Origin of the sequence: Bradyrhizobium sp. HKCCYLRH3061, from assembly GCF_051168015.1 — a bacterium.
In the GTDB taxonomy this organism is placed as follows: Bacteria; Pseudomonadota; Alphaproteobacteria; order Rhizobiales; family Xanthobacteraceae; genus Bradyrhizobium.
Map to the genome: position 1 here is coordinate 358,153 of NZ_JBNPUE010000002.1, position 23,951 is coordinate 382,103.

At 66.2% G+C, this 23,951-nt stretch carries 23 protein-coding genes; 11 read left to right on the plus strand and 12 right to left on the minus strand.

Going from position 1 to position 23,951, the window contains the following annotated elements; translation table 11 throughout:
* Nucleotides 1–28: 28 nt before the first annotated feature.
* Nucleotides 29–370 (minus strand): hypothetical protein, encoded by a 342-nt coding sequence (locus ACQR2C_RS05525; protein ID WP_315801034.1) that lies wholly within the window; start codon nucleotides 368–370, stop codon nucleotides 29–31.
* Nucleotides 371–660: 290 nt separating this feature from the next.
* Here ACQR2C_RS05525 and ACQR2C_RS05530 point away from each other — a divergent pair, with 290 nt between their 5' ends.
* Together ACQR2C_RS05530 and ACQR2C_RS05535 are read left to right on the plus strand one after the other, a co-directional pair.
* Nucleotides 661–1,206 (plus strand): tetratricopeptide repeat protein, encoded by a 546-nt coding sequence (locus tag ACQR2C_RS05530; protein ID WP_315801035.1) that lies wholly within the window; start codon nucleotides 661–663, stop codon nucleotides 1,204–1,206.
* Between the two features lie 146 nt (nucleotides 1,207–1,352).
* Nucleotides 1,353–2,741: a serine hydrolase domain-containing protein gene (locus tag ACQR2C_RS05535; protein ID WP_434880657.1), complete on the plus strand. Its 1,389-nt coding sequence runs from the start codon at nucleotides 1,353–1,355 to the stop codon at nucleotides 2,739–2,741.
* 107 nt (nucleotides 2,742–2,848) lie between these two features.
* On the opposite strand, the gene ACQR2C_RS05540 is transcribed toward ACQR2C_RS05535, so the two are convergent.
* Entirely contained in the window at nucleotides 2,849–4,420 is a 1,572-nt protein-coding gene (locus ACQR2C_RS05540) for a S10 family peptidase (protein WP_434848736.1), read from the minus strand.
* A 238-nt stretch (nucleotides 4,421–4,658) separates the two neighbouring features.
* Here ACQR2C_RS05540 and ACQR2C_RS05545 point away from each other — a divergent pair, with 238 nt between their 5' ends.
* From ACQR2C_RS05545 to ACQR2C_RS05565, 5 genes are all read left to right on the plus strand, one after another.
* Nucleotides 4,659–5,342 carry a hypothetical protein gene (locus ACQR2C_RS05545; protein ID WP_434880658.1) on the plus strand — a complete coding sequence of 228 codons (684 nt, stop codon included), beginning with the start codon at nucleotides 4,659–4,661 and terminating at the stop codon, nucleotides 5,340–5,342.
* A gap of 11 nt (nucleotides 5,343–5,353) precedes the next feature.
* Nucleotides 5,354–7,507 carry a CHASE2 domain-containing protein gene (locus ACQR2C_RS05550; protein WP_434880659.1) on the plus strand — a complete coding sequence of 718 codons (2,154 nt, stop codon included), beginning with the start codon at nucleotides 5,354–5,356 and terminating at the stop codon, nucleotides 7,505–7,507.
* A gap of 161 nt (nucleotides 7,508–7,668) precedes the next feature.
* Nucleotides 7,669–8,448 carry an NAD kinase gene (locus tag ACQR2C_RS05555; protein ID WP_315714654.1) on the plus strand — a complete coding sequence of 260 codons (780 nt, stop codon included), beginning with the start codon at nucleotides 7,669–7,671 and terminating at the stop codon, nucleotides 8,446–8,448.
* A gap of 123 nt (nucleotides 8,449–8,571) precedes the next feature.
* On the plus strand, nucleotides 8,572–9,117 hold the full coding sequence (locus tag ACQR2C_RS05560) for a response regulator (RefSeq protein WP_172107934.1): 546 nt from the start codon (nucleotides 8,572–8,574) through the stop codon (nucleotides 9,115–9,117).
* Between the two features lie 124 nt (nucleotides 9,118–9,241).
* A complete protein-coding gene (locus ACQR2C_RS05565) occupies nucleotides 9,242–9,826 on the plus strand; it encodes an Hpt domain-containing protein (protein WP_315801040.1) in 585 nt (194 codons plus the stop codon).
* Between the two features lie 170 nt (nucleotides 9,827–9,996).
* Here the strand turns inward: ACQR2C_RS05565 and ACQR2C_RS05570 are convergent, their stop codons facing one another.
* From ACQR2C_RS05570 to folE, 4 genes are all read right to left on the minus strand, one after another.
* On the minus strand, nucleotides 9,997–11,172 hold the full coding sequence (locus ACQR2C_RS05570; RefSeq protein ID WP_315801041.1) for a DUF2336 domain-containing protein: 1,176 nt from the start codon (nucleotides 11,170–11,172) through the stop codon (nucleotides 9,997–9,999).
* A 288-nt stretch (nucleotides 11,173–11,460) separates the two neighbouring features.
* Nucleotides 11,461–12,486, minus strand: coding sequence for a lytic transglycosylase domain-containing protein (locus ACQR2C_RS05575; protein WP_434880660.1), 1,026 nt, complete (start codon nucleotides 12,484–12,486; stop codon nucleotides 11,461–11,463).
* A gap of 149 nt (nucleotides 12,487–12,635) precedes the next feature.
* A complete protein-coding gene (hisI, locus tag ACQR2C_RS05580) occupies nucleotides 12,636–13,061 on the minus strand; it encodes a phosphoribosyl-AMP cyclohydrolase (protein WP_315801043.1) in 426 nt (141 codons plus the stop codon).
* A gap of 27 nt (nucleotides 13,062–13,088) precedes the next feature.
* Nucleotides 13,089–13,796: a GTP cyclohydrolase I FolE gene (folE, locus tag ACQR2C_RS05585; protein WP_315801044.1), complete on the minus strand. Its 708-nt coding sequence runs from the start codon at nucleotides 13,794–13,796 to the stop codon at nucleotides 13,089–13,091.
* Nucleotides 13,797–14,023: 227 nt separating this feature from the next.
* Between folE and ACQR2C_RS05590 the strand changes: the two genes are divergently transcribed.
* Nucleotides 14,024–14,485 carry an iron-sulfur cluster assembly scaffold protein gene (locus ACQR2C_RS05590; RefSeq protein ID WP_315801045.1) on the plus strand — a complete coding sequence of 154 codons (462 nt, stop codon included), beginning with the start codon at nucleotides 14,024–14,026 and terminating at the stop codon, nucleotides 14,483–14,485.
* 134 nt (nucleotides 14,486–14,619) lie between these two features.
* Here the strand turns inward: ACQR2C_RS05590 and ACQR2C_RS05595 are convergent, their stop codons facing one another.
* Nucleotides 14,620–15,513, minus strand: coding sequence for a hypothetical protein (locus ACQR2C_RS05595; RefSeq protein ID WP_434880661.1), 894 nt, complete (start codon nucleotides 15,511–15,513; stop codon nucleotides 14,620–14,622).
* 262 nt (nucleotides 15,514–15,775) lie between these two features.
* On the opposite strand from ACQR2C_RS05595, the gene yidD reads away from it, so the two are divergent.
* Entirely contained in the window at nucleotides 15,776–16,126 is a 351-nt protein-coding gene (yidD, locus tag ACQR2C_RS05600) for a membrane protein insertion efficiency factor YidD (RefSeq protein WP_315801047.1), read from the plus strand.
* A gap of 163 nt (nucleotides 16,127–16,289) precedes the next feature.
* A complete protein-coding gene (locus ACQR2C_RS05605; protein ID WP_434880662.1) occupies nucleotides 16,290–16,502 on the plus strand; it encodes a hypothetical protein in 213 nt (70 codons plus the stop codon).
* 9 nt (nucleotides 16,503–16,511) lie between these two features.
* Here ACQR2C_RS05605 and ACQR2C_RS05610 read toward each other — a convergent pair whose 3' ends face one another.
* Nucleotides 16,512–17,750, minus strand: a complete 1,239-nt coding sequence (locus tag ACQR2C_RS05610) for a hypothetical protein (protein WP_410051407.1) — start codon at nucleotides 17,748–17,750, stop codon at nucleotides 16,512–16,514.
* 1 nt (nucleotide 17,751) lies between these two features.
* Nucleotides 17,752–19,125, minus strand: coding sequence for an APC family permease (locus ACQR2C_RS05615; protein ID WP_316177009.1), 1,374 nt, complete (start codon nucleotides 19,123–19,125; stop codon nucleotides 17,752–17,754).
* 340 nt (nucleotides 19,126–19,465) lie between these two features.
* On the opposite strand from ACQR2C_RS05615, the gene ACQR2C_RS05620 reads away from it, so the two are divergent.
* Nucleotides 19,466–20,677 carry an alpha/beta hydrolase gene (locus tag ACQR2C_RS05620; RefSeq protein WP_434880663.1) on the plus strand — a complete coding sequence of 404 codons (1,212 nt, stop codon included), beginning with the start codon at nucleotides 19,466–19,468 and terminating at the stop codon, nucleotides 20,675–20,677.
* A 21-nt stretch (nucleotides 20,678–20,698) separates the two neighbouring features.
* On the opposite strand, the gene ACQR2C_RS05625 is transcribed toward ACQR2C_RS05620, so the two are convergent.
* The 3 genes from ACQR2C_RS05625 to ACQR2C_RS05635 form a co-directional block, all read right to left on the minus strand.
* Nucleotides 20,699–21,058 (minus strand): hypothetical protein, encoded by a 360-nt coding sequence (locus ACQR2C_RS05625; protein ID WP_315801052.1) that lies wholly within the window; start codon nucleotides 21,056–21,058, stop codon nucleotides 20,699–20,701.
* Between the two features lie 138 nt (nucleotides 21,059–21,196).
* Nucleotides 21,197–22,384, minus strand: a complete 1,188-nt coding sequence (locus ACQR2C_RS05630; RefSeq protein ID WP_434880664.1) for an MFS transporter — start codon at nucleotides 22,382–22,384, stop codon at nucleotides 21,197–21,199.
* Nucleotides 22,385–22,485: 101 nt separating this feature from the next.
* Entirely contained in the window at nucleotides 22,486–23,901 is a 1,416-nt protein-coding gene (locus tag ACQR2C_RS05635; protein WP_409997879.1) for a hypothetical protein, read from the minus strand.
* Nucleotides 23,902–23,951 lie beyond the last annotated feature (50 nt).

A 23,951-nucleotide genomic window follows, 5' to 3' on the forward strand; every position in this document is an offset into this window, starting at 1 on the left:
GATCTGGCTTGGCCAGGCCGTGGCCGGATCAGCCGCGGCGGGTCGCCGGCGTCACGCGCTTGAGGCTCACCTTGTTGTGATGGCTGAGATGCGCGACGTGGCGATGCTTGTGGCGGACAAGCGAGGCATGCGGCTTGGTCTTCGTCTTGCCGACGGTGGGCTTCATCTCGTTGGCCTTGTCGCCGGCCTGCATCGCGCCCGGCTTGGTGGCGTCGGTCTTGGCCGCATCGGTCTTGCTCACATCGGTCTTCGCGGTGCCAGTGGTCTGGCTGGACTTCGCGGACGTATCGGTTTTTGCAGGACCAGCGGCGAACGCGGGCGCAGCCAGGATCGACGCGGCGAGCAGCGCAACAGACATTGACTTCAGCATGGTCATCTCCGTGATGTGAAGATCTGGAGGCACCATCCAGTCCGGATGGGCTCGTGATCATGGAGACGACGATAGGGAACCGGCACTGAACCCACCCTGAAGTAAAGCGGTGTTTTCAGTTCATGGACATGAAGGGATAGTCATCGAGGTGACTGGTCTGTCATCATGTCGTCCGTATAATGCACCGATCGCGGCGCAAAATCCGCGCAAATGGCCGGGAATATTTCGCAGCTGCGGGAGTTCTTCTCCGTACGCAGTCACCTGTTGGATCGACAACTCGGGAGATACGAATGAAAAAGTCTGCGATCAGGATTGCCACGCTGGCTCTGTTCTCGATGGCCGTGGCCTCCGGGCCGCTGCTTCTGTCGAAGGCCTATGCCGCGGGCAGCGATACCCCGTCTGCGCCGCCGGCGTCGGATTCGGGCAAGAAGAAGAAGGACAAGAGCTCGAGCATCGAAGATCCGAAGTTCCTGGCGGCCTATCGCACGGCCTACACCTCGATCTATGATCGCGGCGACTACACCACCGCGATCCAGCAGCTCAAGGCGCTGAACCGAGAGGACGTCGCCGACGTCGCCAACCTGATCGGCTACTCCTACCGCAAGCTCGGCAACTACCAGGCCTCCAAGCAGTACTACGAGCAGGCCCTGGCGGATGATCCGAACCACGTGCGCACCTGGCAGTATTACGGCCTGTGGCAGCTCGAACAGGGCAACCGCGAGCAGGCCAAGTACCACCTCGACAAGGTCGCACAGCTCGCCGGCACCAACAGCCCCGAATATCGTTCGCTGGCCGACGCGCTGGAGAAACAGCCGGGCACCGGCCTCGTCTACTGACGGCGCGATCGGAGCAGCTCCGATCTCGACAGTGGCGCAACCCGAAAGGGTTGCGCCATTTTCGTTTGTCCCATGTCCCTCGTCCGCTATGGATAGGATGTCTCGCAGTTCATTTTCATCACGTATTTTGGACAGGAGATTGCCTCGTGGAGCCCTGGCTTGGCGCAGCACTCGATTACATCAAGGATTGGCTGGCCTTTCAGGTCGCGGTCTCCGAGCAGCCCGGCTGCATCCTTGCGATCGCCCATCGCGGTGAGATCGTCCTGGAGGCGGCCTACGGCCACGCCAATCTCGACAGCGGCGAGAAGCTGACGCCGCGGCACCGCTTCCGCATCGCCTCGCACACCAAGGCGTTCACCGCCGCAGCCCTCATGCGCCTGCGCGAGCAGAAGCGGTTGAAGCTCGACGACACCGTCGGACAATACGTCAAGGATCTGCATCCGGACGTCGCCGCGGCCACGCTGAACCAGCTGCTGTCGCACACGGCGGGCCTGATCCGCGACGGCAAGGATTCCGGCCAGTTCACCGACGGCCGCTCCTATCTCGACAAGGATGAGCTGCTGGCGGAGCTGAAGCTGCCGCCGGCGATCGATCCCAACAGCCGCTTCAAATATTCCAACCACGGCTACGGCCTGCTCGGCCTAGTCATCGAGGCGATCACCGGCGAGCCCTACCCGACCTGGCTCCAGCGCGAGATCATGACGCCACTTGCCTTGCGTGAAAGCGCGCCGGACATGACGCTGCTCGGCAAGGGTGTCCCGTTCGCGCGCGGTCATTCGCGCACCGTCCCCGTGGGCCGCCGCGTCGTGATTCCCGGCGACAATCCGACCAACGCGATCATGGCCGCGGCCGGCGTGGTCGCGACGGCAGCCGACACCGCCCGCTTCTTCGCCCAGCTCGCCCCGAACGCGAAGAAGAGCCTGCTGTCGGTCGCGAGCCGGCGCGAGATGATCCGGCGGCAATGGCGCGTGCCCCAGGACGTCGAAGAGGCCTATTACGGCCTGGCGCTCATGAGCGGGACGACCGCCGGCTTCGACTGGTTCGGCCATGGCGGCGGCTTTCAGGGCTACATCTCACGCACCTCGGTCATTCCCGCGCGCGACATCACGATCACCGTGCTGACCAATGCCGTCGACGGCTGGGCGCCCGGCTGGGCCAATGGCGTCAAGTTCATCCTGCAGGCCTTCGCCACCCATGGCGCACCGTCGCGCAGGACGCGCGATTGGACCGGCCGCTGGTGGACGCTGTGGGGCGCCGTCGATCTCGTCCCGTTCGGCGAGAGGGTCATGGTCGCCAATCCGGTGTTCATCAACCCGTTCCTCGATGCCGCCCGCATCGAGGTGACCGGACGCGATACCGGGCGCATCGTGCACGCGGCCGGCTATGCCAGCCATGGCGAGGCGGTCAGGCGAGTCCGCACCAAGTCCGGCGTCAGCGAGATCTGGCTCGCGGGCGCACGGGTGCGGCCCGAACGCGTGGTGAAGGCCGAGATGGAGCGGAAATATCCGAAAGGGCGCCGGAAGAAGGACGCGTAGGCGCAAACATGGTGCGTAGCCCGGGTGAGCGCAGCGATACGCGGGTTCTCGCACCCAGCTCGTGTGAACCCGGATATTGCTGCGCTCATCCGGGCTACTTGCTTGGCCTACTTCATCAGCGCCTCGGCCTCGCCGCGGAACGCTTTGCGCGCGTCGTCGCGGGAATAGAACATGTGCCCGCCGGGATAGACCACGAGCTTGACCCGCGGCGGCCGCGCGAAGGCGGGCAGCTGGTCGAGCAGGATCTTCGAGCCGTAATACGGCGTGGCGAGATCGAACAGGCCGTGGCCGACCAGCAGCTTGAGCTTGGGATCGAGCGCGAGGATCTGCCGGAGCTCGGCGGTGGACTCCGGCGGGCTGGTGCCGCGGCCGAAATCCCATGACCGGTTCACGGCTCCGCTCAGCAGCTCATAGGAGCCCTCGGGGCGCCAGTTCAGCTTGCGCGTCGTCAGCTCGACCGCCGCACTGGTCAGCGGCGCAGTGAGTACGTCACCCGATGGATCGGAGCTGCGCGACCGACTCGAATCCGGATAGGGATCGATGCCGAGCACCGAGCCGTCATAGCGGCCGGTGATGCGGCCGTTCTTGCGGTCGAACTCGCGGCGAAACTCCGAGACGTCGAAGCGCCCGGCCAGCCTGCGGCTGACCGCCTGGTCGATGCCGGTCAGGCTCGCGACCTTGTCGGCGAGCCGATTGGTTGCTTCCACATCGGCCTCGCCCTTGACGAGGTCGAGCAGGAACTCGCCGCTGGCGTAACGCTCGACGTCGGCAAGATCGGCGCGGGTCACCGGCCCCTTCAACTGCTTGGCGACGGCGGCATAGCTCGGCAGGCTCGCGACATATTGCATCAGGCTCGAGCCGGAATAGTCGCGAAAATCCATCAGCGGCGACAGCAGGATCAGGCCGCTGATGCCGATGCCCTGGTCATGCTGCAGGTTGTTGACGATCTTCGGACCGCGAATGCCGCCATAGCTCTCAGCCGTGATGAACTTGGGCGATGCGAGACGGTCGTGCTTCTCCAGCCAGCGACGCACCACGAGCGACAGCGAACGCACGTCGCCATCGACCGAGAAGAACCGTTTGCGCACCTCGTCGCCGGTCGCGACGAAACGGCTGTAGCCGGTCCCGACGGGATCGATGAACACGAGATCGGTAAAGTCGAGCCAGGTGTCTGCATTCGGCATCAGCTCCGGCTTCGACGAGGGCGTCACGCTGGCCGCATCGATTCCGATCCGCCACGGACCGGCATTGCCGAGTTGCAGATAGGCGGATGAGGCGCCAGGGCCGCCGTTGAAGAAGAAGGTCACCGGGCGGCTGGCGCGATCGGCGCCATCGAGCTGATAGGAGGTGTAGGCGATGTCGGCCTGCGGCTCGCTCTTGTCGTCGAACAGGCGGATCGAACCGGCAGTCGCCGTGAACGACAGCGTGCGGCCGGGCAGTTCGAGCTTCTGCGTCGTGGTGGAGTCCGGCGGCAGCTTGTGCTGCTCGGCGGTCGATGCTGAGCCGGGCGGGCTCGCGGCGCGATTTCCAGCCGAGCCGGTGCGATGTGACCCCGGCGCTGCGGCGTCCTGCGCCGCCGGTGGCGCGTCCTCGGCGTGCAGGGCCGGCCCGGCGAGCACTGTCGTCAAGGCCAAGACCATCAGACCGGGCCACGCGACGGACGATCTCAAACCTGCCATCAGCTCACTCCCTCGACCAGGCGGTTGGCGTAACTCGCCATTTCTGCAAGCGCATGAACCGCGGCTTGGGAGCAAGCTCAAGCAACTCTTCCGTGATCCAGGTCACATCAGCACCCGTGCCTGGTCCCCTCAGGTGTGTTATGGGCTCGAACCTCTCCAGCGCTTCCGACGTCCCATCACCGGGACACCCAGGTTTGGGACAAGAGGCGCGCCGCCGATCGCGATCACGGAGTTCATCATGAAGTTGCCGACGCTCATCATCGCAGCCCTCACCGGGCTCGCCGGACCGGTCGTGATTGGACCGCCGGCGGCCTGGGCAGGCCCGCCGGCGGCGCTGGTCGAGGACGTCCAGGGGGATGTGGCCGGCGCCGAGCTGATGGACTATGTGGCGCCCGGCCAGGTGATCAAGCTTGGCCCGGATGGCGCCGTGGTGATGAGCTACCTCAAATCGTGCCGGCGCGAGACGGTCAACGGCGCCGGCAGCGTCACCGTCGGCCCCGGCGAAAGCACGGTCGACGGCGCGACGCTCAAGAGCGACATCGTCAATTGCGACGCCAGCCACGCACAGGCCACCTCGCGCGAGACCAGCGAGGTCGCGGCCACGATCGTGCGCAGCGTCGGACCGGACAGCGCACCGGTGGCGCAGGCGATCATCTACAGCGCGTCGCCCATCTTCGAGGCCAAGGGCCGCGGCTCGCTGGTGGTCGAGCGCCTCGACCAGCCCGGCGAGCGCCAGCAGGTCGAGCTCTCGGGCCGGCAATACAAGGGACGATTCTACGATTTCGCCGGCACCAGCCACCCGCTCACGCCCGGCGGCACCTATGTCGCGAGCTTCAGCAACCTGCGGATCGTGTTCAAGGTCGACGCGCAGGCCAAGGCGGGCCCTGGACCCGCGGTCGGGCGATTGATCCGGTTCAACTGAGCCGAAAGCTCTTGTCGGTGGCGATCGGACGCCGGACGCGCGACGCGCTTGCCGTCATCGCCATCGCGCTGGCGTGCGCGGGCCTGTTCGTGTCGCCCGTCTTCGAGCGCGGCCGCGGCCTGTCGCTGGATGCGCTGACATGGCTGCGCTTCGAGACCTTCGGCAACCGTCACGATGCGGCGGCGAGTCCGGCGGTGGTGATCGCGGTCGACGAGGAGAGCTACCAGGCGCCCCCCTTCAAGGGTGCGCCGCTGTTGACATGGACCGGCGAGATCGGCCGCGTGATGACGGCCGTGCTCGATGGCGGCGCCAAGGTGGTCGGCTTCGACATCGTGTTCCAGACGTCGATCGAGCAGTCGGAGATTCCGCTCGGCGACAGCACCCTCGGCGAGAAGACGCGCGGCTTCGATCGCGACTTCCTGCGCGCGCTCGCTGCCGCGGCCGCCGGCGGCAAGGTGGTGCTGGGCGAGATCTTTGCCGAGCCGCCGATCCTGCCCGCGCCCGGCCAGCGCATCGCGGTGCGCCAGCAGCAGAATCTTCGTCCGCTCAACACCTATACTGACAGCGACGATGTCGTCCGCCGCCATCCGCTGACGCTGTCGGTCGACGGCAAGGCAGTCCCGAGCATGGCGCTGGAACTGGCGGGGCGCGCAACCGGCACCGCGCCGCTCATTGCCGCTGACGGCGTCACACTCGGTGCGTACAAGGTGCCCGGCAGCGTGCCGAGCACCATGACCCTGAATTTTGCCGGCGGCGCCCAGGACATTCCGACCTACTCGTTCGCCGACTTGCGCGCCTGCGCGCTGAAAGGCGACAAGGACTATTTCCGCCGCGAGTTCGCCGGCAAGGTCGTCCTGCTCGGCACCGTCGGGATCGAGGATCGGCGGCTCACCTCGAAGCGCTTCGCAACCCGTGCCGAGGGCGCGCGGCGGCCGCGCTGCGTGCTGGACGAGCGCAGGATCGCCGAGACGTTCGCCCGCAGCACCATTGCCGGCGTCTACATCCACGCCACGGCGGTGAACAATCTGGTGCGGCAGGACGCGGCAACCGAACTCGGACGCCCTGCGATCTACGCCATCGCCGCAACCATCGCGCTGCTTGCCGCGCTGCTCGCCCGACTGCTGCGGCCCGCCTCCGCAGCGGCCATCCTGGCCGTGGCCGCCCTGCTCTACACCGTGCTCGCAACCGCTCTCTTCGACCATGCCTACGCGCTGCCCCTGGCGGAGCCGCTCGCAGCGGGCGTGCTCGCGCTGGCAGCGACCACCGGCTATCGCTTCATGGTCACCGACAAGGACCGCAGGCTGCTGCAGAAGAGCTTTGCCTATTACCTCGCACCGCACGAGATCGACCGCATGCTCGCTTCGCGCCGGCTGCCGCAACTCGGCGGCGAGACCCGCGAGGTCACCGTGTTCTTCTCCGACATCGAGGGCTTCTCGCGCCTCGCCGAGCAGATGACGCCGGAGCAGCTCATGGCCCTCACCAACGAATATCTCTCGGCCATGACCGACGTCATCGAAAGCCACGACGGCTATGTCGACAAATACATCGGCGACTCCGTGGTCGCCGTGTTCGGCGCTCCGCTCGACGATCCCGATCATGCGCGCAGCGCGGCGCGCGCGGCGCTCGACTGCAAGGCGAAGCTCGCCGAGCTCAACAATACGTCGACGGCGTTCCAGGGCATCAAGGTGGCACAGCGCGTCGGCATCAACAGCGGCGCCGCGCTGGTCGGCAATTTCGGCTCGCAGCGCCGCTTCAACTATTCCGTGATGAGCGACGCCGTGAACGTCGCCTCGCGGCTCGAGGGCGCCAACAAGTTCTATGGCACCACGATCATCGCCTCCGAGAGCACGGTCGCGCTCGCCGGCACCGAGTTCGCCTGGCGCGAGCTCGACACCATCCGGGTCAAGGGTCGCGAGCAGTCGCTGAAGATCTACGAGCTGCATGGCCGCGCAGCCGAGCTCACGCCGGAGGAACAGGTCCTCCTCACCGGCTATGCCACAGGCCTCGCGCATTGGCGCGCCCGCGAGCTGCCGCAAGCGGCCGACTGCTTCGCGCGGGGCGCACCGAGCGATCCTCCGAGCCGCTTCTTCGCCGAGCGGGCGGAAGCAACCCTGGGGACCGGCTCCTCGTCCTGGGATCCCGTGCGGAGCCTGCAGGAAAAATGACGCCCCGATGACTTCGGCGCGTGCGCGTATGTCCTGGCCACATCAGCCTCACCGCGGCCCCATTGCCCCAGGATACCGGCCGCGATGGACAAGCACGGGCAAGGTCGGCTAGACGACACGGCGCCTGTTACCGGCCAACCGACCAGCGAGCCCTGCGACGCATGACCACGTCCAAGCGATATGAGCGGATCGCCTTCGTTGCGAGTCCGAGTGCCGAGGCCCAGGCCGCGCTGACGCAGCTCTCCGCGCTCTATGGCAACTCCGATCCGGACCTGGCGGACGTCGTGGTCGCGCTCGGCGGCGACGGCCTGATGCTGCAGACGCTGCACGACCACATGCGCTCGGGAAAGCCGATCTACGGCATGCATCGCGGCACGGTCGGCTTCCTGATGAACGAATTCAGCACGATCGATCTGCACGGGCGGCTCGAAGCGGCACAGGAATCGGTGATCCATCCGCTGCTGATGCGAGCGACCGACGCCGCTGGCGTCGTTCACATCCACCACGCCATCAACGAGGTCTACCTGTTCCGCCAGACGGCACAGACCGCGCGGCTGCGCATCCTGATCGATGAGCGCGAGCGCATGCCGGAGCTGATCGCCGACGGCGTGCTCGTCGCGACGCCCGCGGGCTCCACCGCCTATAATCTCTCCGTGCAGGGCCCGATCCTGCCGATCAACGCCGCGCTGCTGGCGCTGACGCCGATCAGCGCGTTCCGGCCGCGGCGCTGGCGCGGCGCCCTGCTGCCGAACACCGCCTATGTGATCATCGAGGTGCTCGAAGGCGACAAGCGGCCGGTCGCGGCGGTGGCCGACCATGACGAGGTCCGCAACGTCCAGCGGGTCGAGGTGCTTTCCGACAAGACGATCTCGATGCGGATGCTGTTCGACGCCGGCCACAGCCTGGAAGAGCGGATCCTGAGCGAGCAGTTCGGCTACTGACATCTCGGTTGTCCGCGCCTTTTTGCGCCTCAGCCGCCCCGCGCAACGCTTTGTTAACCCGCGGCTCCGTATGGTTAATGCGCGTTGACCACCTTCACCGGTGATCCCTCCGGGCCGGCCCAAATGTATCGCATCGACTTCAACAAGCTGCGCTTTCTCGTCTGCGACGACAACCCGCACATGCGCCGCATCCTGCGCACATTGCTGCATTCGTTCGGCGCCCGCGAGGTCAACGAGGCCGAGGACGGCGCGACCGCTCTCGAGATGTACACTCATTTCTCGCCTGATATCGTCATCACCGACTGGGCAATGCCGATCTTCGACGGCCTCGAGCTCGCGCAGATGATCCGGCAGCCGGAAGCCAAGGGCAATCCCTACGCGCCGATCATCATGCTGACAGGGCATTCGGAGAAGCGCCGGGTCACCGTCGCGCGCGACGCCGGCGTGACGGAATTCCTCGCCAAGCCGATCTCGGCCAAAGGCCTGTATCAGCGCATCCTCAACGTGGTCGCCAATCCGCGCCCCTTCATCAAGACAAAGACCTATTTCGGCCCGGACCGGCGCCGCAACACCAACACGGCCTATATCGGGCCCGAGCGCCGGATCGGCGGCGAGGCGGAGATTTTCCAGCAGCCGTCACTTCTGGATAAAGCGCGCTCCGCAGTTTAGGGGCGCGGCAGTGAGCCGGCGTTAACGCAATCCGGGGATCGGCGCCCAGCGCTCCAAGCTCCTCGGATATGAATCGGGGCGATGCGTCGAAGTGCGCTGGTCGGCATCATCAGGGGATATCGAGATGGCAAAAGACAAGACCCCGGCGATCCAAGTCAAGACCTACGCCTCGCATCACGTCATCACCCAGCCCAATCCGCTGAAGAAGGTGCTGCGTCGCGCCGAAGAGAAGGATCTCGACGATCCGATCGCGCGTGCCGAAGCCGCGCTCGAAGGGCTGTCCGGCGAGTTCAAGTCGTGGATGGACACCGAGGCCGATCGCCTGACGAAAGCCTATGCAGCAGTCCTCAAGACCGGCTTCGACGACGATGCCTGCGAGGAGATGTTCCGCGCGGCACACGACATCAAGGGCGACGCCGCGACCTTCGGCTATCCCGCCGCCGCCGAGGTTGCCGACAGCCTTTGCCGGATCATCGAGCACGCGCCGGATCTCGAAAAGGTCCCGGCCGAGCTGTTCGAGCATCACGTCAACGCGATCCAGGCGATCGTGCATGATCATACGAAGTATGACAGCGCGACGGTCGCAGGCGAACTGAGCCGCCGGCTGCGCCGCGTGGCGGACGACTATCTGATCCAGGTCAACCGCAACCGGCCGGAGCATCTCGAAGCGATCCTGGCGCCGAGCCTCGTGCCGAGCGATCAGCCGTAATCGGATGGCGATCACGTAGGATGGGCAAAGCGCCGCCGCAAAGCGGCGGTCGCGTGCCCATCATGGATCGGCAGTCTTTGCAGCAAGTCGGTGGGCACGACGCCCCAGCGCGCTCGAACGTGGCAATATCTGCGACGCGCCTTTGCCTACCCTACGGCAGCGCACACGGTTCACGCCGCGATCAGTCCGAACTCCAGCCCGGCGACGAAATCCTCGGCCATCACCTCGTCGCAGAACTCACGGGCCTCGTCGCGCGCGGATTCGGTGGCGAAGCGGCGCAGCAGGATCAAGAGCGGCGCCGCCGCGTCGCGGTCGGTGGCGCAATGGGTGAGCACGCGCTCCACCATCTTGCGGCGCAGGATCGCTGCCCCGCTCAAGGTGTCGGCAAAGCCGTTCTCGCGGCAGACCTCGAGCGCGATGCTGAAGGCGTCGAAGGTGGTGTCGGGAATGCCCGCCTTGCGCAGCAGCCCCTGCAGGCTGGCGCGGCCGCGATCGTTGAGCAGCGCCGCCACCCGCGCCCGTGGCATGTCGGCGAGCTCCGACAGCGCGATCTCGAACAATTCGACATTGCCGGAGAGCAGCGCGCGCAGGATCAGACCCGCGGTGAGTTGCGAGGTCGCGCGCAGATGCTGGACCAGCCCGCGCAGCTCCTCGCCGCGCGAGCGCGCCGCGATGGTGATGGTCGAGCGGTCGCGCGCCTCATTGGTGATGCGCCCTGCCCTGTCGGCGCTGAGCCAGTTCCTGGCGACCACGAACTGCGCCAGTGTCTCTGAGAGCTTGTCGACCAGCGCCGCGCGCGTCGCGGCCGGCAGATCGTCCAGCACCAGCATCGCTTCGCGGATGGCGGCGAGATGGCCGTGACGCTCGACGATGCGGTCCCAGGAAAACGGCGCCAGCTCGGCATAAGCATTCTCGATCAGCTCGAGCGCTGCAGCGGCGCTGCCGACCTCGGCGATCGCTGCGCACACCGGCGCCGGCAGGCCGACGCGGCGCGCGATCGCGCATTGGGTTTCGGAGTTACCAGTCGCGACGATGTCGACGAGGTCGGCATCGATCAGCAGCGGCGAATATTCGAGGATGATGGCGGCGACAGAAGCCTGGTCGGTGGCGAGCGCCTGGACGATGGCGGCCGGCGCCTCCTCCGAGCGGGCGAACACCTCCGCCATCGCCTGCCGCACCAGCGGCGACGGATCGTCCAACAGCATGAGGAGCGCGCCCTCCGCGGCGCCGCGATCCTCGTCGCAGAGATCCGACAACAACCACGCCCGCGCGAGCGCCCTGGTGGCCTCTGCCCGCTCACCGGCGGGTGCGGTTCTGACCCAACTGAGAAACTGCCGAACGATCATGGTCTTTCCGGCTTACGCAACTTGCAGACAAAGGCCACGAGGGCCTCAACAGCACCGAAAATAAACCACGACGCTTAACAAAGCGTTCACCATAAGTGGCTGGTTTTGTTGATGTTTTGTTAAGACGGCAGGTTGTTCTATACTATGTTACCACTCAACGCCGCATTTCGCCGTGATCCGACGGGGGAAATGCGGCCGCCGCCGGCGGCGCGAGCCGCGGCGGGAAATCAAAAATAGTTCTTTTTGATCAATCGCTCATCGCCGCGCGCGACGGCCTTTGCAGGCACGTCAGCCCGAGAAGGTGCCGTGCGGATCGCTGAACAGGTCGAGCCTGCGCTGACCATTACCGCTGGCATCGTTACTGCCGCTCTCCGGCGGGGTCGCGCTGGCAACCGATGAATGGCCCCACAACTCGCGCACGGTTGGCGAGACCGCCTGGCTCGACTGGCCGTCGACCTGGAAGAGCGAGCGAAACATCGGATCCGCCGGCCGACTGACCGCCGACGCGTCGGCCGTCGTCGAGGTGCCGGCCCGGGATGAGCCGCGCGCATCCGGAAACATCGACAGGAAGGTTGCGGTGTCGGTCGTCGGCAGCGCGCCGCCGCCGGCCGCATTGGCCGCGACATTCGTCCCACCGTAAAGTGCAAGCGCGCCCCGGGTGGCCGAGGAATTGGCCGCGCCGGCATAGCGCGTGTTCAGCACCGCATAGACCTGGGACACGCTGCGGGCTTGTCCGTCGCGATCGTAGAAGATCGGCCGGTTGGCCGCGGCGGCACCGGGAAACATCTGCGTAGCCGATGCGTTCGGCGTCTCCCGGGCGCTGGTGATCAGCTTCGCGGCGCCGCCGACGCCCATGAAATGCGCCATGTAGAGCTCGGCATCGGTCGGCCGGCGGCCGATCTTGCCGGTGAGCTGGAAGCTGTTCGATTGCGTGAGCGCAGCGGCCATGGCGGACGACGCCTGCGGGTCGTCGCGCAGCTTCATGATCGCCTGCCGCATGGCGGGATCGCTGACCGTATAGTCGCCCGACGATGTCCGGGTGATCGCGTCGGCATATTGGCCGTAGCCGAGATCGGCGCCGGCTTCCTTCACCGTGCCCAGCCAGGTCTGGTCGATGAACTGGTAGAGCCCGCGCGCTGACGACGTCGAGGCGCCGGCGGTCGGATTGAAGTCGGACTCCATCTTGGCGGTCGACAGCAGATATTCGAAGCTGGTGCCGACGCTGTCGGCGGCCTGCTTGATCGCGCCGGCGACCTTCGCCCGGACGCCATCGAGGAAACCGGTGGACGAGGAGTTGGATGCGTCGACCGACATGGGAAGACCCGCTGTTTGCAGATTCGCTGGCAGACGAACGCGCCGGAAACGTCCGGCAAAATGCGGCGGGTATGGTTAATGGCGGGTTAATTCGCTGGGCCCGGCCGGGCCAATGAACGACAGGACAGACCCGGAGGAAGGTCGCTGGCCTACTTGCGATAGACCTCGGCCGGATCGAACAGCCGGTCGGCCTCGACAAACACCAGCCGCGCGCCCTCGCCCTCAGCCCGCTCCACCTTGCGATAGAAGCAGGAGTGGCGGCCGGTGTGACAGGCCGCGCCGGTCTGCTCGACGCGCAGCCAGACCGCGTCCTGGTCGCAATCGGTGCGCATCTCGACCACGCGCTGGGTCTGGCCCGAGCTCTCACCCTTGCGCCACAACGCATTGCGCGAGCGGCTGAAATACCAGGCTTCGCCGGTTGCCACCGTCTTGCGCAGCGCCTCCTCGTTCATGTGGGCGACCATCAGCACGTCGCCGCTCACGGCGTCCGTCGTCACGCACGTGACGAGGCCGGCCGCGTCGAACTTGGGCAGGAAGGCCAAGCCCTCCTCGCGCTCGACTGAGGATGAGGACACGAAACTCTCGCTAAGATGTTGCTGGTCTTACCGTTGCGGCGAGCGCACCATCGACAGGAAGCGCCCCTGCTCGGCCGGATTGTCCCTGAACATGCCGGTGAAGCGGCTGGTGAAGGTGATGGCGCCGTGCTTGGCGACGCCGCGCACCGACATGCAGGTGTGCTCGGCCTCGATCATGACAGCGACGCCGCGCGGCTTCAGCACCTCGTCGATCGCAGCCGCGATCTGGGCGGTCAGATGCTCCTGGGTCTGCAGGCGGCGGGCGAAGATGTCGGTCAGGCGCGCCAGCTTGGACAGGCCGACGACACGCTCGACTGGCGTATAGGCGATATGCGCGCGGCCGTAGAAGGGCATCATGTGATGCTCGCATTGCGACGTGAACTCGATGTCGCGAATCAGGACGAAGTCGTCGTAGCCGGCGGTCTCGCCAAAGGTACGGTCGAGCACCTCGGCCGGGCACTGGTGATAGCCCTGGTACAGCTCGTCATAGGCCTCGACGACCCGGCGCGGCGTATCGACCAGCCCTTCGCGGGTCGGATCCTCGCCGATATAGTTCAGGAGCGTGTAAACCGCGGCCTCGGCTTCGGCGCGCGACGGCCGTGGCCGGTCCGGCCGCACGGCAGCAGCAAGAAAATCGGCAGGATCGAGCTCTGCAGCGCGGGGGTCGGTCAGCTTGGCGTCTAACGGCTTGCCCTCGGGCTTGGTGGTGCGCAGCGTCTTGATCAAAGTGTCCATCTCAACTCCGTTCGACCGGTCGGCGGTCCGACCGGAGTGTCACCGGCACAGCATCACCTTGAGGGCGTCACCTGCAGAGGCGCCACACGCAGGCTTGGCGCCTCTGGCGCCGGACGCCTGTGGATGTGGCTGGAATTCCTGCCAATCGTTTCCATATACTCGCAATATAGGGCGATGAAACCCGGCCGCCAAGGCCGCCACGCCGGTAATTCCGGGACGTCAGGCACATGCTGAACGACATCTACAACAAGCGCATCATCGAGCTGGCCGGCAACATTCCGCGGCTCGGACGGCTGGACCACCCGGACGCCACCGCCACCGCCCATTCCAAGCTCTGCGGCTCGACCGTCAAGGTCGACCTCAAGATGGATGGGCCCGTGGTGACCGACTTCGCCCACGACGTGAAAGCCTGCGCCCTCGGCCAGGCCTCCTCCTCGATCATGGCCCGCCACGTTATCGGTTCCAGCGCCGCGGAGCTGCGCGAGCTGCGGGAGACGGTCCGGAGGATGCTGAAGGAAAACGGCGCGCCGCCGGAGGGCAAATGGGCCGACATCGCCCTGCTCGAGCCCGTCCGGGATTACAAGGCCCGCCACGCCTCGACGATGCTGACCTTCGATGCCGTGGTCGATGCCATCGGCCAGATCGAGGCGAAGGCCAACGGCGCGGAGCCGGCCGCCGCCCAGGGCTGAGGCAACGCCGCTTCCCGCCCGCGCGAGCAGAATGACCGATCCGTAGCCCGCATGAGCGCCGCGACATGCGGGAGCAGTATTTCGACACGCCGATTCTTGGCGCGAGGCCCGGCTCACCCAGGCGACGTCGATGCCTATTGCTGTGGCGTCGCGGCGACGGTCGCGGGCGGCAACGCCTCGGCGGTACGCGACAGTTGCGCCTTGTCCAGCGCAACGGGGAAGCGGTCCTGCTGCTTGTCCTTGGCCTGCGGCTTCGGCGCGAGCTCGGCGACCGGTGTCGTGCCCTTCGGCGGCAGCACCTCGGCGATCAGATCCGTGGTCACGACATTGGTGAGCCGCAGTTCGGCGCGCGACAGCTCATGCAGGTCTTCCCACGGCGGCACGTTCAGCGCCAGCGACAGCAGATCGCCCGCTCCACCCATGTCGAAGGTGTATTTGGCGAGACGCCCGATGTCGCGCTCGACGATCATCAGGTCCTGCGCCGTGTAGCTCGCCGCCTTGGCGTCGTCGGCGCGGTCTCCCATCCAGATCTGGTGGACGCGGACATGGGCCGCATCCGGAACATAACGCGTGGTTCCGGCCAGCAGCAGGAACACGCACATCGACTCGCAATAGGCCTCGGGCATGACCCGCGGCCGATCACCCCCGCGGCTCGGGCGTTGGGTCATGCCGACGGTGGTGCGCATCTTCAAGCCGCGGAACCGGCGGCCCAAGGTGATCGCGTCATTGACGGAGCCGCCGCTGGAATCGAGCACCAGCGTGGTGCCAGTCAGGTCGCGATCCCTCGCGAAATCCTCGAAATCCTTCGGCGTATCGCCGGTGACGACCCCGACCGCGCTGACCCAGCCGCAATTCGGCTCGCAGGCGACCCAACCAAACCGCATCGGGAGTTTGCGCTCTTCGAGCGCGCCGCCGGCGCGCGCCGTGTTTGACATGATGGTGATCGCGCCACCGACCACCATCCCAAGCGCTGCAACACCGAGTAGCATCCAGCGCAATTCACGCGACCGCAGCAATCTCACGCGCAATCCGTCCCCCTCGTCAAGCTCGGTACGCAGTTCCTCGGTTTTCTTGCGGAAAGACCTGACAACTTGGCCTCAAATCCGTTATTAGTCTGTCACATCCTTGCCGAGAAACGTATCCGGGCAATCACCTACCGTCCAGCTGCGGCGTGCTGCGACGCCGCTGAAAACCGGCCATTGTTGCATCACATCACCACAAATGACCGAGAGCCGGGTTCCCTGCCGAGGAACCGGTCAGAAGCTCGCCCATCCATCTTGCATCGCGCTCATGAAGCACTCATGCTCTGACATCGGCTGCCATTCTGCGCACATCGGGTCGCTGCTGGCCCGACTCCCGCGGCGCGCTGCTCATGCGCTGATCTGGCTGTATCGCCACACATTGTCGCCACTGGTCGGCTACAATTGCCGGCATCTGCCGACCTGCTCGGTCTATGCCGATGAAGCCATCGAACGCTTCGGGCTCTGGGCGGGTGGGTGGATGACACTCGCTCGGCTGCTGCGCTGCCAGCCCTTTGGCACCTCGGGCATCGACAACGTCCCAACGACGGCTCCAGTGCGCGCCCGCTGGTACCTGCCGTGGCGCTACGCGCGATGGCGCGGCGTCAACGGCCCGGACTGATGTGCAGCGCAACAGACGCCTCGCCCGTCGATTGATCTGCAGAAAAAGGGCCTGGCGAAATCTGTAGTCAGGCTTATTCTTACGCCAAGAGCCGGCGCTCCCAGCAGGAACCGCGCTGCCTCGGTCTGCATTGATGTGACGCTTCCTTCGGGAGGAGACAACGATGCGCTGGACAATCAGTCCCAGAAGCAACGGATCGCGCAAGAGCATCGGTCCCGACCATGCCGACCACCACGATGCCCGTCAGGTGGACCTGCTCTGCATCATCGCTTTGTTGATCGTCATTGTCGGTGCCTGGCGCTATCTCGCCGACAGCACCGCCCTGCCCCCGCCGACGACGTCCTACATCGTGCCCAGCCAGAGCGTGCACTGGTGAGATTCACCCCTACCATCTCGGCCAAAAGATGAAATCGTCGCGCCGCGGCGGCGGATAGAGAGGAACGGGCTCCGGCGTCCGCGGCACGCGCCGGGCGCGCGGCGGCGGCTGATAATCCGTCTCTGGAGGGGCGCTCGCTTCGGCCGACACCGTCGCGTCGGCAGGAGGCGATCTCACCGCGAGCAGGACATTCGATTCCCGCGTTCGCCAGCGATAGCCGATCCCGAACTCCAGCGGCTGCGCACGCTCGAACAGCTTCGCATAGCTCCTCTGGTACATGTCCGGAAACTTGTCGATCGGCCCGGCGTAGCGTCCGAACGGCAGGAAACGCCAGGCCCGCGCCTCATAGCTCGCGAGCGGGATGCCGGAATCATCCTGGACGACGGTCGCACTGTTCTTGAGCAGCCAGCTGCGGACCCGTCCGAAGCCGTTCTCATGCAACAGATAGGACGCGCTCTTCAGCAGGCTGTCGCCTGGCCCCAGCGGCTCGCAGAACTTGAGCAGCCCACTCGCCTTCACGCCGGAATCGGAGAGATCGGTGGAGAAGTAATAGAGCGTCTTCACGACCCCGTCGGCGCCGGCGAACAGAATACGCGCGCCCTTTGTTGCATTGCGCGCCGGCGGCTCGGAGTTGCCGTGCAATCCGCCGTTCTCGTCCAACCAGATCAGGCTCGCCTCGCGGATCGTCTTGCCGGTGCGTGCCAGGAACACGTAGAGGATCGGCAAGGTCCCTTCGAGCTCGCCTTCGCGCAGGTCGACCTTCATGTCCTTGGTGATGAAGAAGGAGAAGCTCAGGATCGACTGCAACGAGCGTTCGACATAGGACAGTGCCGGGCCAATGCCGCCGCGCGGCAATCTGGACAGGTCCGGGATCGGGCCGGTTGGCTCGAGCGCCGCCAGGACATAGGTCGTTGCCTTCGGGTGAAAGGCGTCGGCATAGAGAAAATCCGGCCCCGAGAAGAAATAGAACATCGCCGGCTGCGGGGCCGTCAGATTGGCATCCGTCCAGGCCCTGATCTTCGACAACTGCCGCTGCTCGAGCTGATTGAAGGCGTTGTCGAAGAAAGCCGCGTGCCGCCGCCACGCCGGATCCTGTACGAAGGGCGCAAGTGGCGAGCCCGCCGCCGGCGCCATCCCCGCCAGCACCCGCGCCGTATCGTCCGGCGTGACGGACTGAGCCCGAGCCTCGAAGCTCGGGGCAAGCATCAGACATGCGACGGCGAACCAGACTCTCGAGACCCACAGCATTTCAATCCGAACCCGATGCGAGCGTTGCGGCGACACGGCGCGACCGCGCGTGAGCGAACCAATAGATCACCAGTCCCGACGCCATTGCGCCTGCGCCGAGCCCTGCCTGCAACGGCCGCGTCATGACGAGATAGTACATCATGAAGAAGGTCACGCTGAGGAAGATCAACGGCGTGACCGGATAGCCCCAGGCGCGATAGGGTCGCGGGAGATCTGGCTGCACGATACGCAGCTTGAACAGTCCGACCACGGCGAGAAACGAGCAGGACAACAGCGAGAACTGGACGAGGTCGAGCACCGACTCGAAGCTCTCAGTGAACAGCATCAGCGTGGCCACGGTGAGCTGGAACAGCACCGCATAGGCCGGCGCGCCGTTGCGCGAGCGCCGTGCGAACACCGACAACGCCGGAATGTCCTCGCCCATCGTCATCAGCACGCGCGGGCCGATCCACATCATCGCGGCGATGGAAGGAACCAGTCCGATGCAGATCATCGCGGACACGAAGCGGCCGCCGGCTTCGCCGAAGATATGACTGCCCGCGATGCTTGCGACCTGGAGCTGGCCCGCGAGCGCGTCCATCGGTGCAGCCCGCAGGAAAACCGCGTTGAGCGCAATGTAGAGCACCAGAACGATCACGGTGCCAAGCAGCAGCGCGCGCGGCAAGGTTCGCTCAGGCGCATGCAACTCGCCGATGATGTAGGTCGCCGCGTTCCAGCCGGAGAACGCGTACATGACGAAAACCAGTCCAGTCGCGAACGCAGCGCTCGTCACGTGGCCGAGATCGGTCGCGGCCGGCAGGAACGTCACCGGTTGCGGGGCGGCAATGGTATAGCCGGCGATCAGGAAGGCGGTGATGAGCCCGAGCTTCAGCACGGTCGACAACAGCTGGAAGCGGCTCGACTGCCTGATGCCGCCGAGTTGCACTGCCGTCACGAGCCAGACTGCGCCCGTGGCGAGCAGCATCGGCGGAGCGCCCGGGATGACGGCACGGCCATATTCTCCGAACGCCATGGCCGCGAGTGCCACGGGCGCTGCGAAGCCCACGGTCGCCGAGACCCACCCGGCCATGAAGCCGATCGCCGGGTGGAACGCCCGCGTGAGCAAATTGTACTCGCCGCTGGAGCGAGGAAACATCGTGCCGAGTTCGGCGTAGGCCAGCGCCCCGCAGATCGACACCAGTCCGCCCACCGCCCACAGCGCCAGGATGGAGAAGCCGGATGGGATGTCGCGGACCTGGAAGCCGAGGCTGGTGAAGACGCCGACCCCGATCATGTCGGCGATGACGATGGCGGTCGCGACCGGCAAGGACACGGATGGAACCCGGTCGCCGTCCGCCCGGCCCAGGCTGGGATCGTCCGCCTCGGATGCAGCCATTTCGTCGAGGGACGCCGTGCGCCCCTTCCTCTGCCTCAGCCCAGGTTCCCGCCGAAGCATTCAAACATCGTTAACGGGCGTTAAATATGACCTTCCTCAAGGGTATTTTTGAACCGATTTCGGCCGGGCCAGGCTGCGGCATTGCATCGGGCGGCCAAACGACCCACAATCGCGACACGTTCGCGTGGTGTGTCCCGGTGCGCCCGGGGTTGACCGGACACGATCCTTAACGCGACCTCAATTTCGGCGGCGCAGGTTGAACGAAATCCGCTGGTTGAAGAGCCGCGTTGGGGCTCGAACGCGTCTTTGGGGACGGATGATCGGGGAACACCAGAACGTCATGAGGTCTGTGCGCCAGGGCTTGCGCCTGTGGTGGCGCGCGGCATCGGCGCTGGCAATCTGTCTTTCCGTCACGCATTGCGGCAAGGCGCCGAATCCCGAGGCGTTGGCCGCCAACGCATCGACGGCCCAGGGGCTGACCTTCGACGACCGTTTTCCGGTACCTGAATTCAGCGACCGCTTCCCGTCCGCGCAGGAGAGCTTCCGGCTTCACACGCCCTCCGACTTCGCTCCGAAGCCCGCGCCCTCTCAGATCGCATCGCTGGAGCCGCAACGGCCGGAACGGCGGCAGCGTGAGGATCTGACGACCCTCGTCAGCATGAAGTCGTCGGCCTTTCCCTATTTCGGCAACAACCCAGCCTCCGACGCGCCGTTCCTGAACGTCAGCAACGGTGAGCGACGCGGCCACCGCAGCTTCTCCGGCCGCGTCTACTGGCAGGACCAGACCTACAACGACAGCCGCGTGCTGGTGCACGTCCCCGAACAGTTCGATGTGCGCAAGCCGGGCGTGATCGTCGTGTTCTTCCACGGCAACGGCGCCACGCTGGAGCGCGACGTGCGCGACCGCCAGTTGGTGCCGCAGCAGATCACGGCGGCCGGCGTCAACGCGGTGCTGCTCGCGCCGCAGATGGCCGTCGACGCCGCCGATTCGAGCGCCGGCAAGTTTTGGCAGGCCGGCGGCTTCAAGCGCTTCATGGACGAGGCTGCGGCCAGCCTCGCCCGCCTGACCGGCGATCCGGCGAGCGCGAAGACCTTCGCCGGCATGCCCATCGTGATCGTCGGCTACAGCGGCGGCTTTCTCCCTACGGCCTGGAGCCTCGAGGTCGGCGGCATCAGCGACCGCGTGCGCGGCGTGGTGCTGCTCGATGCGGTCTATGGCCAGCTCGACAAATTCGCCAACTGGATCGAGCGCAACCGCTCCGGCTTCTTCATCAGCTCCTACACCCGCTATACCGCGCGGCATGATCAGGAGCTGATGACCATGCTGCGCAATCGCGGCATCGAGGTCTCCGAGGGCATGGACCGGCCGCTGCGGCCGGGCAGCGTCGTCTTCGTCGAGACCGACGAGGGCATCACCCATCGCGACTACGTCACGCAGGCCTGGACCCGCCAACCGATCAAGGACGTGTTGATGAAGATGGCGGCCGCCCAGCCGCCGATCCGGATTGCGGCCGGCGCCCAGGATAGTTCGAACCGTGTGTCGAGCCGCTGAGCGGGCAGCCGACGCCGCGCTTCAGGATTTCGGCAGCTTCGGCATGTTCTCGACGAAGCCGTTGAAGCAGGCGAGCCGCTCGTCCTCTTCCTTGGTGAACTTGCAGTCGGCGACGGTCTTGGCCTTCATCGCTTTCGGCTTGGCTGCCGGAGGAATGACGGCGTCATAGCAGTTCAGCCGCTCCTTGGTTCCGTCGTCGATGTCCAGGCAGGCCTGGAGCTTGACGGCTGCCGATTGCGGCTTGGCCGGCGCGGCGGCGGCGGTCTTCGTTCCCTTCGGCTTGACCTGCACCAGCGGGCGGTCACCGACCATCGGCGCGCTCTGGGCCAGCGCAGGGGTGCACAGCAGCACTGCGGCCAGGCTCAACATCATCTTCTTCATGCCATATCTCTCTTGTCCGACCCGTGGGCACGCGAGGACGTCCGCCGATGCTACTCGCCGGCCGAGGCAGAATCCACGCCCCCGGCAGCCCCCCAACGACATCGGCCTTTAATCTGGTCGGACCGGTCTTGCCAAGCGTCAACCCGCTGCTCGGGCCGGAACCGCGATCCGCGCGCGCTGGCGGCTGGCCAGGATCACCAGCAATGCCAGGGTCAGGAACATCAGGGCGACGTAGCCGGTGGCGCCGAGCAGGTCGCGTGCAAACAGGCTGCCGCCGATCGCGGAGCCGATGGCCTGGCCGATATAGAGCACGGACGTGTTGAGCGACACCGAGGCCGAGGCGAGCGGCGGCGCGGCTGCCACCAGCCGAACCTGCTGCATCGAATTGGTGGACGCAAACCCCAGCCCCCAGATCGCGACCGCCACCGCCATCAGGACGTAGGTGCCGGCCGCCAGCGTCCAGGCCGATACGCCGGCGAACATCAGGCAGGTGAACAACAGCGACGTCCGATAGGCCCCCCAGCCATCGACGATCCGGGTTGCGATGACGACGCCGAGAAAGCCGCAGGCGCCGTAGATCGCGAACACCAGCCCGATCTGGTTGGAGTCGGCGCCGGTCAGGCGCTTCAGCAGCGGTCCCATGAAGGTGAAGATCACGAACTGTCCCGACATCTGCAGGGTCGTGACCAGGAGCAGCAGCACCACCAGGCGGTTGCGGCCGAGCTCGGTCCAGGTCTTCAACGCGACCGGCGCGCCCTTCAGGCCGGATGGCAGGCGCCATGTCAGCAGCACGAAGCTGACCGCGCCGGCCGCAGCGACCGCGAGATAGGCGGCCCGCCAACCGGAATGACTGCCGATGAAGGTGATCATGGGCAGCCCCACGGCGGCCGCCAGCGACCAGCCGAGGAAGACATAGGCGATGGTGCTGCCGCGCTTCTCGACCGGGCTGATCAGCGCCGCGGTCCCGGCGGCCTGCGGTGTATAGAGAGCGCCGACCGCGAGCATCACCAGGCGCAGCGCCAGCAGGCTCGCATAGTCCGGCGCAAACGCCGAGGCGAAATTGCCGAGCGTGAGCACCAGGAGTGTCGCCGCCAGCAGACGGCGCCGGTCGAAGCGGCTCGTCAGCCAGGCGGTCAAGGGCGAGCAGATACAGAGCACCACCGCGCCGAAGGTGATCAGCAGCCCCGCCGTCTGAATTCCGACGGCGAGATCCGAGGCGAGCTCCGGCAGCAGGCCAGCGGGCGCCAGCACCGAGCAGCCAGTGACGAGATTGCCGAGCATGAGCGAGGTCGGCGCAAGGCGCCCGGAAGCGGAAGCGGATGTCATCGCGCCTCAATAGCAGAGAATTTCATGCATTTGCATGAAAATGTCTCATGCCGTCCATGACTTTCTCTCGTCCTCCTCCCTTGTCCTGGCCGCTATTCTCGTCAGCGCGCGGGGGCAGGCTGCGCCGCCGAGGCCTGCGGCGAGGGAATCTGCCTCCAGGGAACCGGCGTGCCCGTCGGACGGACGATAGCCTTGGACGGCGGGCAGCTCTCGGTCAGCATCTTCAGAGCAGATTGCAGGCCTTCGCTGCTCACCGGAAATGTCGAGACATTGCGACGCGCAACATTCAACAGGGAATCGCTCAGCTCGGCAGACGGCATCAAGGACAGCGTTTTCACCTGGCTTGCATTCAGGAACACGCCCCAAGTCTCGCGATCGCCGGACCGCCGCGGCGGCGAGAGGAAATTGAGCCGCAGATCTCCGCTCGTCATCGCCAGCGGAGCCGGCGGCGGGCCGGCCGGCGCGATGCGCTCGACGTCGAGCTCAAAGCGGTCCTGATCGAAGCAGACCATCTGCAAGCGCGTGGTCTGGAACGTGCTCTCACCCTCCTTGCGTGCGAGAATGGTCTTGTAGGCAATCCCACGGCTGGCGGTCTCGAACATCCAGGGGCTTTCGACCCGCTGCCGCCGGTCGAGCGCGAAGCGCGCAATCTCCTCCCGCGTCAGGATGCGCATGCTCTCGAACGGGACAGACCGCGCCACCGTGAGCAGAGCGGGATCCGCGCCGAGCCTGGTGATGTAGTCGAGCACCATCTTGTCGGCCCGCGCCATCGCCTGCTGCATTGCCTGCGCCCGCATCTCGCGGGTCGGGACGCCGCCGGTGAAGTTCAGGATGACGCGCGGCGAATGCACCGCGAGCGTCGCATCCGCTGCGATCTCGCGCGTGGGCGCGCCGAGCAGCAGGTAGGGACAGGCCGAATTACAGATCGCCCCTCGGGTCCAGACCTCGCCGTGCAGTTCGCGCCCGGACAGCTTCAGCTTGGTGCAAGCGTCGCCCTCCTGAGGCTCGAAGCCGCACTCGCGCAAGGTGGTGCGTCCCACCCGCACGGCGGCCTTGCGCTCGCGCAGCATGTCGCCGATGGCGAGCGCCTGCTGCAGATTGCCGCCTGGCGAATTGAAGTAGATCGGCAATCGGCGCTCCCCGATCTGCTTCATGAACTTGCGAAACCGCGCGGCGGCGCTGCCGTCGATCTTGCCTTCGGCGGCGATCCAGCTGTCACAGCCATGTCCGCAGACATCCGAGGAGCCCTTGACGAGCGCGAATGCGATCGGCGTGGAGCCGTCTGCGATCCGCGGCGGCGACGCCCGGCGCACAGCCGGCTTGGACTCCGTGGCGGGCCTGACCGGGGTGGCCGGCCTCGCCTGTGCCGCGGGCTTTGGCTGGGCCGCCGGCCTCGTCATCGTCGGAGCGGCCGCGAGCGGCGACAGGCTCGACAGCACGCACATGATCAGCGCGGCCCCGACATGCGCGCCACCCCGCCGAAAAAGAGAGAGCGGCGCCTCCCCTGCAGACTCCATCGCCAAACGCGTCCCCACGCCCCGAACACTTGAAGTTGTATCATACCGGC

What these genes read in the sequence shown, in the direction of transcription:
- ACQR2C_RS05525 (WP_315801034.1), bottom strand. Translation starts at nt 370, where the DNA reads ATGCTGAAGTCAATGTCTGTTGCGCTGCTCGCCGCGTCGATCCTGGCT.
- ACQR2C_RS05530 (WP_315801035.1), top strand. Translation starts at nt 661, where the DNA reads ATGAAAAAGTCTGCGATCAGGATTGCCACGCTGGCTCTGTTCTCGATG.
- ACQR2C_RS05540 (WP_434848736.1), bottom strand. Translation starts at nt 4,420, where the DNA reads ATGGCAGGTTTGAGATCGTCCGTCGCGTGGCCCGGTCTGATGGTCTTG.
- ACQR2C_RS05545 (WP_434880658.1), top strand. Translation starts at nt 4,659, where the DNA reads ATGAAGTTGCCGACGCTCATCATCGCAGCCCTCACCGGGCTCGCCGGA.
- ACQR2C_RS05555 (WP_315714654.1), top strand. Translation starts at nt 7,669, where the DNA reads ATGACCACGTCCAAGCGATATGAGCGGATCGCCTTCGTTGCGAGTCCG.
- ACQR2C_RS05560 (WP_172107934.1), top strand. Translation starts at nt 8,572, where the DNA reads ATGTATCGCATCGACTTCAACAAGCTGCGCTTTCTCGTCTGCGACGAC.
- ACQR2C_RS05565 (WP_315801040.1), top strand. Translation starts at nt 9,242, where the DNA reads ATGGCAAAAGACAAGACCCCGGCGATCCAAGTCAAGACCTACGCCTCG.
- ACQR2C_RS05570 (WP_315801041.1), bottom strand. Translation starts at nt 11,172, where the DNA reads ATGATCGTTCGGCAGTTTCTCAGTTGGGTCAGAACCGCACCCGCCGGT.
- ACQR2C_RS05575 (WP_434880660.1), bottom strand. Translation starts at nt 12,486, where the DNA reads ATGTCGGTCGACGCATCCAACTCCTCGTCCACCGGTTTCCTCGATGGC.
- folE (WP_315801044.1), bottom strand. Translation starts at nt 13,796, where the DNA reads ATGGACACTTTGATCAAGACGCTGCGCACCACCAAGCCCGAGGGCAAG.
- ACQR2C_RS05590 (WP_315801045.1), top strand. Translation starts at nt 14,024, where the DNA reads ATGCTGAACGACATCTACAACAAGCGCATCATCGAGCTGGCCGGCAAC.
- yidD (WP_315801047.1), top strand. Translation starts at nt 15,776, where the DNA reads ATGAAGCACTCATGCTCTGACATCGGCTGCCATTCTGCGCACATCGGG.
- ACQR2C_RS05605 (WP_434880662.1), top strand. Translation starts at nt 16,290, where the DNA reads ATGCGCTGGACAATCAGTCCCAGAAGCAACGGATCGCGCAAGAGCATC.
- ACQR2C_RS05610 (WP_410051407.1), bottom strand. Translation starts at nt 17,750, where the DNA reads ATGCTGTGGGTCTCGAGAGTCTGGTTCGCCGTCGCATGTCTGATGCTT.
- ACQR2C_RS05615 (WP_316177009.1), bottom strand. Translation starts at nt 19,125, where the DNA reads ATGGCTGCATCCGAGGCGGACGATCCCAGCCTGGGCCGGGCGGACGGC.
- ACQR2C_RS05620 (WP_434880663.1), top strand. Translation starts at nt 19,466, where the DNA reads ATGAGGTCTGTGCGCCAGGGCTTGCGCCTGTGGTGGCGCGCGGCATCG.
- ACQR2C_RS05625 (WP_315801052.1), bottom strand. Translation starts at nt 21,058, where the DNA reads ATGAAGAAGATGATGTTGAGCCTGGCCGCAGTGCTGCTGTGCACCCCT.
- ACQR2C_RS05630 (WP_434880664.1), bottom strand. Translation starts at nt 22,384, where the DNA reads ATGACATCCGCTTCCGCTTCCGGGCGCCTTGCGCCGACCTCGCTCATG.
- ACQR2C_RS05635 (WP_409997879.1), bottom strand. Translation starts at nt 23,901, where the DNA reads ATGGAGTCTGCAGGGGAGGCGCCGCTCTCTCTTTTTCGGCGGGGTGGC.